Raw genomic sequence first — 6,018 nt, 5'->3', positions numbered from 1 at the left:
AGGCCGTGCACCGCCGTCCGGGGCCCCGCACCCTGAGGCCGCGGGGCCCCGGACGGCGGTGCACGGCCTTGTCCCGTCCGGGGGTCCGCGGGGATGCCGGGGGTTCCTAGACTTCCGGTGTGAACGACACACTCAGCGACGCCGCGCTCGTCCTGGTCTTCATCCTGATCGGCGGTCTCTTCAACGTGGCCGAGATCGCGCTGATCTCGCTCCGGGAGGGCCAGATCCGTACCCTCGCGGAACGGGGCACCAAGCGTGCCAGCCGGGCCGCGCACCTGGCGGGGGACCCCAACCGGTTCCTGGCCGCTGTGCAGGTCGGGGTGACCTGCATGGGCTTCCTGTCGGCCGCCTTCGGCGCGGAGACCCTGGCCCACAAGGTCGCCCCGCTCTTCGAGAAGCTGGGGCTGGCGGCCGGGCTCGCCGACACGGTGGCGCTGGTGGTGCTGACGCTGGTGATCTCCTATGTCTCCCTGGTGCTGGGGGAGCTCACCCCCAAGCGGATCGGGCTGCAGCGCGCCGAGCCGATCGCGCTGCTGGCGGCGCCGGCGGTGGACGTCATCTCGATCGTGCTGCGTCCCGCGATCTGGCTGCTCTCCCGCTCCACCAACCTCATGGTGCGGGTGTTCGGCGGCGACCCCAAGGCCGGCCGGGACGCCATGTCCTCGGAGGAACTGCGCGGCCTGGTCGCCTCCAACACCGAGCTGGGCGCGGACGAGCGGCAGCTGATCGCGGAGGTGTTCGCGGCAGGGGAGCGGCAGCTGCGGGAGGTGATGGTGCCCCGAACCGAGGTGACCTTCCTGGACGCGGACCGGCTGCTGGACGACGTACGGGCCGAGGTGGGCCGCTATCCGCACTCCCGCTACCCGGTGGTGGAGGGCTCCTATGACGCGGTGGTCGGCTTCGTGCACGTCCGCGACCTGTACCGGCCGGACGACGGGGAGGGGGCACGGGCCCGTACGGTGCGTGACCTGGCCCGGCCGGTGAAGCTGCTGCCGGACACCAACCGGGTGCTGCCGTCCATGTCGGAGATGCGCCGCGAGGGGCACCACATGGCGATGGTGGTCGACGAGTACAGCGGCACCGCGGGCATCGTCACCCTGGAGGACCTGCTGGAGGAGGTCATCGGGGAGATCCGCGACGAGTACGACCAGGTGGCGACCGCGACGCTGCGCCTGGCGGGCGGCGGTATGGAGGTGGACGGCCTGCTGAACCTGTCCGACTTCGCCGAGGAGACCGGGGTGGAGCTGCCGCCGGGCCCCTATGAGACGGTGGCCGGCTTCACGGTGGCCGCGCTGGGGCGGCTGCCCTCGGTGGGCGACCAGGTGGCCACGGAGGGCGGTTGCCGGCTCACCGTGGCGAAGCTGGACGGGCGCCGGATCGCCCGGGTGCGGATCAGCCGCTTCGGCGGCACCGTCGCCGCGACGGGACAGGAGGCGGCCCCCGGTCGCCCGGGGGCCGCTGGGGAGTCGCATCCCTGAGCCACCCTCAGGCCGGGACGCGCCCCGTTCTGTGGCCCGGTCCGTCGCCCCGAGCGGCTGGGGCGACGGACCGGGCGTCTGTCGGCGACCGGTGCCGCGGTCGCGGCCGGCCGGGCGGGCCCGGCTCGGTCCTGCTGGCCGGCTCCCGGCCGGGTGGTTCCGGTGGTGGACGGCGGTTCGGTGCTGCCCCGCGAGTGCGGAGCCGGACCCTCCCCTTGAGTTGCAGCTCGAAAGTTTCGAAGAATGCTTCGCAAGTTCCGGGAAATTTAGGGCCTTCCTTTCGGTCGGGTCAACCCCCCTGCAGGGATGAATCCCACGAGTTTGCGGGCGGGGCCGTGTGAGGGGGCGTTCGCCGGGCGGTCGAGGCCAGGGGTGACGCCCGGTCGGCCCGGAACCCGGTTTCGGAAGTTGCGGCGTGCCCGGCGGTCGACCTCCCCGTGCGCCGCCCGCCGCGCCCTCCCGGCGGCCGCCCCCCGCGGTCCTCCCCCGCGGCCGCGGCGCGGCCGGACCGGGCCGCGAGGTCCGGGCCCACCTGCGCAAATGTGATGAGTGGGATGCCGGCGCCGAGTGGTCCCGCTTTCCTGCGAGAATGGGCGGCATGGTCACTGATCGCCCCCGCGTGCTCTCCGGCATCCAGCCCACCTCCGGCTCGTTCCACCTGGGGAACTACCTGGGTGCCGTACGCCAGTGGGTGGCCCTGCAGGAGACCCATGACGCGTACTACATGGTGGCCGACCTGCACGCCATCACCGTGGAGCAGGACCCCGCCACGCTCCGTGAGAACTCCCGGGTGTCGGCCGCCCAGCTGCTGGGTGCGGGCCTCGACCCCGACCGCTGCACCCTCTTCGTCCAGTCGCACGTGCCCGAGCACGCCCAGCTGGGCTGGGTGGTGAGCTGCCTGACCGGGTTCGGCGAGGCGTCCCGGATGACGCAGTTCAAGGACAAGTCGGCCAAGCAGGGCAGCGAGCGCACCTCGGTGGGCCTCTTCACCTACCCGCTGCTGCAGATCGCGGACATCCTGCTCTACCAGGCCAACGCGGTGCCGGTGGGCGAGGACCAGCGTCAGCACCTGGAGCTCACCCGGGACCTCGCGGTGCGGTTCAACACCCGGTTCGGGAAGACCTTCACCGTGCCGGATCCGTACATCGTCAAGGAGACCGCCAAGATCTTCGACCTCCAGGACCCGGAGATCAAGATGTCCAAGTCGGCCTCCTCGCCCAAGGGCATCGTCACCCTGCTGGACGACGCCAGGACCAGCGCCAAGAAGCTCAAGAGCGCGGTGACCGACACCGACACCGTGATCCGCTACGACGAGGAGAAGAAGCCCGGCGTCTCCAACCTGCTCTCGATCTACTCCGCGATCACCGGCCGCCCGGTGAGCGATCTGGAGCAGCACTTCGAGGGCAAGATGTACGGGGCGCTGAAGACGGAGCTGGCCGACGCCTTCACCGAGTGGGTGACCCCGTTCCAGCAGCGGACCCGGGCCTATCTGGACGACCCGGCCGAGCTGGACCGGGTGCTGGCCAAGGGCGCCGGCAAGGCCCGCGAGACCGCGGCGGGCACCCTGGCCGACGTCTACGACCGGGTCGGTTTCCTCCCGGCGAGGCACTGACCCGCATGGCCACCGGACCCTCACCGGCCGGCGACGACCCCGCGGCGATGCCGCGGGACGTCGTCATCGGCGTCTCCATAGCCGTCCCCGACCCCTGGGGCAAGGAGATCCAGGACGCCCGGGACGACTTCGGCGATCCGCTGGCGCGCTCCATACCGACCCATGTGACGCTGTTGCCGCCCACCGAGGTGGCGGTCGACGACCTGCCCGCCGTGCAGCGCCATCTGAGCGCCGTGGCCGCGCGCCACCGGACGTTCCGGATGCTGCTGCTCGGCAGCGGCACCTTCCGGCCCGTCTCCCCGGTGGTCTTCGTGCGGATCGAGGAGGGCATGCAGGAGTGCCGGCAGGTGGAGGCGTCGGTGCGGTCCGGGCCGCTGGCCCGGGAGCTGAACTTCCCCTTCCACCCGCACGTCACGGTGGCGCACAACCTCACTGACGAGCAGCTGGACCGGGCCCACACGGAGATGAAGGGGTTCCGGGCGGTGTTCGACGTGCCCGGGTTCAGCCTCTACCGCTTCGGTGCGGACGAGGTGTGGCGCCCGCTGCACTCCTACACCTTCGGCGGCTGAGCGGCCCGCCGGGCAACACCGGGTGACCGGCGGGTGTCGCGCAGGGTTACACCAGGCCACGTTCACCCCTCCACGGGCGTATCCCTTGGGCCGAACGGTCGTTGAGGCAGGTGACCCGACTCGCGCGCCTGCCTGCTGCGCCTTCGACCCGATCTGGATGCCCATGCCCCGGTTCAGCATCATCGTCCCCGCGTACAAGGTCCAGGCGTACCTGGGCCAGTGCATCGACTCGGTCCTCACGCAGTCGTACGAGGACTTCGAGCTGATCGGTGTCGACGACCGCTCCCCGGACGGCTGCGGCCGGATCTTCGACGAGGCAGCCGCCCGCGACCCGCGCGTCACCGTGCTCCACCTGCCGGAGAACGTCGGCCTCGGCCGTGCCCGCAACGCCGGGCTGGAGGTCGCCACCGGCGAGTACCTGCTCTTCCTGGACAGCGACGACACCCTCACCCCGGGCGCCCTGCGCGCGGTCGCGGACCGGCTCGCCGAATGCGACGACCCGGAGATCCTGGTCTACGACTACGCGCGCTCCTACTGGAACCACAAGGTGCGCCGCAGCAGGGACGCCGAACTCTTCTCCCGCCCCGGCCCGCAGGTCTTCCCGGTGGACGAGCGCCCCGAGCTGCTCGGGCTGCTGATGGTGGTCTGGAACAAGGCCTACCGGCGCGACTTCGTGGAGCGGCAGGGGCTGCGCTTCCCGCCCGGCTACTACGAGGACACCCCCTGGACGTACCCGGCGATGCTCGCCGCCGAGCGGATCGCCCTGCTCGACCGGGTCTGTGTGCACTACCGCCAGCGGCGCCAGGGCAACATCCTGGGCACCAGCAGCCGCAAGCACTTCGACGTCTTCGACCAGTACGACCGCGTCTTCGCCTTCCTTGACGCCCGCCCCCAGCTGGAGCGCTGGCGGCCCGTGGTCTACGGCCGGATGCTGCACCATCTGCACACCGTGGTCAGCCGCCCCGACCGGGTTCCGGCCGACGCCCGCCCCGAGTACTTCCGCCGCGCCGCCAGGCACTGCCGCCGCCACCGTCCGGCCGGCTACCGGCCCGCGCCCGGGCCGGAGGCGGCCCGGCTGCGGCTGCTGGCCGGCGGCCGGCGGCGCACCCATGCGGTGCTGCGCGCCCTGGAGTGGGTGCGCCGCACCGCCCCGGTGGCCGTACGGCGGCTGCGGCACGCCCTGGGGCGGCCGGTGCTCGGCGCCTACCAGCGCCTCCAGCAGCGGCTGCCGATCCGCCGTGACCTGGCCGTCTTCGCGTCCTACTGGAACCGCGGACCGTCCTGCAACCCCGCGGCCATCCATGCCAAGCTGCGGGAACTCGCCCCGCACATCGAGACCGTCTGGGTGGTCGACCGGCGCCGCCGCGCCGAGGTGCCGCCCGGGGTGCGCTTCGTCCACCCGGGGTCGCGCGGCCACCGGGCCGCGATGGCCAGGGCCCGCTGGTTCGTCAACAACGTCAACTTCCCGGACTCCGCGGTCAAGCGCCCCGGCACGGTGCACCTCCAGACCCACCACGGCACCCCGGTGAAGTCCATGGGCCTGGACCTGCAGCCCTACCCCGCGGCCAGGATGGACTTCGAGCGGCTGCTGGACCGGGTGGACCGCTGGGACTACAGCCTGAGCAGCAACCGCTTCTCCACCATCGTCTGGGAGGGCGCCTACCCGGCGGGCTACACCACCCTCGAGTACGGCTATCCACGCAACGACGTCTTCCACACCGCCACGGCCCAGGACGTCCTGGACGCCCGCGCGGAGCTGGGCATCCCCGACGGCGCCGTGGTGCTGCTCTACGCCCCCACCCACCGGGACTACCGCTCCACCTACCGGCCGCGGCTGGACCTCCCCGCCCTGATGCAGGCCCTCGGCCCCGGCCATGTCCTGCTCACCCGGATGCACTACTTCCACGACCGGCAGGAGAGTGCCGGGACCGACGCCGGGACCGACGGCATCATCGACGTCTCCGGCCACCCCTCCGTGGAGCGGCTCTGCCTGGCCTCGGACGCCCTGATCACCGACTACTCCTCGGTGATGTTCGACTACGCCAACCTCGACCGGCCGATCGTGGTGTACGCCGACGACTGGGAGGTCTACCAGGAGACGCGCGGCGTCTATCTCGACGTGCTCTCCGGGCGCCCGGGGGAGACCCCCGGCGCGGTCGCCCGCGACCAGCAGCAGCTGATCTCGGTGCTCACCGGCGGCGCCTGGCGGGACGAGGCCGCGACCGCGCTGCGGGCCGCCTTCCGGGAGCGGTTCTGCGCCTTCGACGACGGCCGGGCCGCGGAGCGTGTGGTACGCCGGGTCTTCCTGGGCGAGACCGAGCCGCTGCCCTTCGTCCCGCTCGCCGACCGCACCCCCGCC

General features: G+C 72.3%; 4 protein-coding genes. All 4 read left to right on the top strand.

The window, feature by feature from the left end; all coding sequences use genetic code 11:
- Nucleotides 1–119: 119 nt before the first annotated feature.
- Nucleotides 120–1,478, top strand: coding sequence for a hemolysin family protein (locus tag AOK09_RS13400; RefSeq protein WP_079063022.1), 1,359 nt, complete (start codon nucleotides 120–122; stop codon nucleotides 1,476–1,478).
- Nucleotides 1,479–2,076: 598 nt separating this feature from the next.
- On the top strand, nucleotides 2,077–3,090 hold the full coding sequence (gene trpS, locus AOK09_RS13395; protein WP_055587396.1) for a tryptophan--tRNA ligase: 1,014 nt from the start codon (nucleotides 2,077–2,079) through the stop codon (nucleotides 3,088–3,090).
- Between the two features lie 5 nt (nucleotides 3,091–3,095).
- Nucleotides 3,096–3,659 carry a 2'-5' RNA ligase family protein gene (locus AOK09_RS13390; RefSeq protein ID WP_079063021.1) on the top strand — a complete coding sequence of 188 codons (564 nt, stop codon included), beginning with the start codon at nucleotides 3,096–3,098 and terminating at the stop codon, nucleotides 3,657–3,659.
- Nucleotides 3,660–3,822: 163 nt separating this feature from the next.
- A partial coding sequence (locus AOK09_RS13385) for a bifunctional glycosyltransferase/CDP-glycerol:glycerophosphate glycerophosphotransferase (protein WP_055587394.1) occupies nucleotides 3,823–6,018 on the top strand: 2,196 nt, incomplete at its 3' end.

The organism is Peterkaempfera griseoplana, assembly GCF_001418575.1.
Lineage (GTDB): Bacteria > Actinomycetota > Actinomycetes > Streptomycetales > Streptomycetaceae > Peterkaempfera > Peterkaempfera griseoplana.
This window is presented reverse-complemented; position numbering and strand designations above follow the sequence as displayed.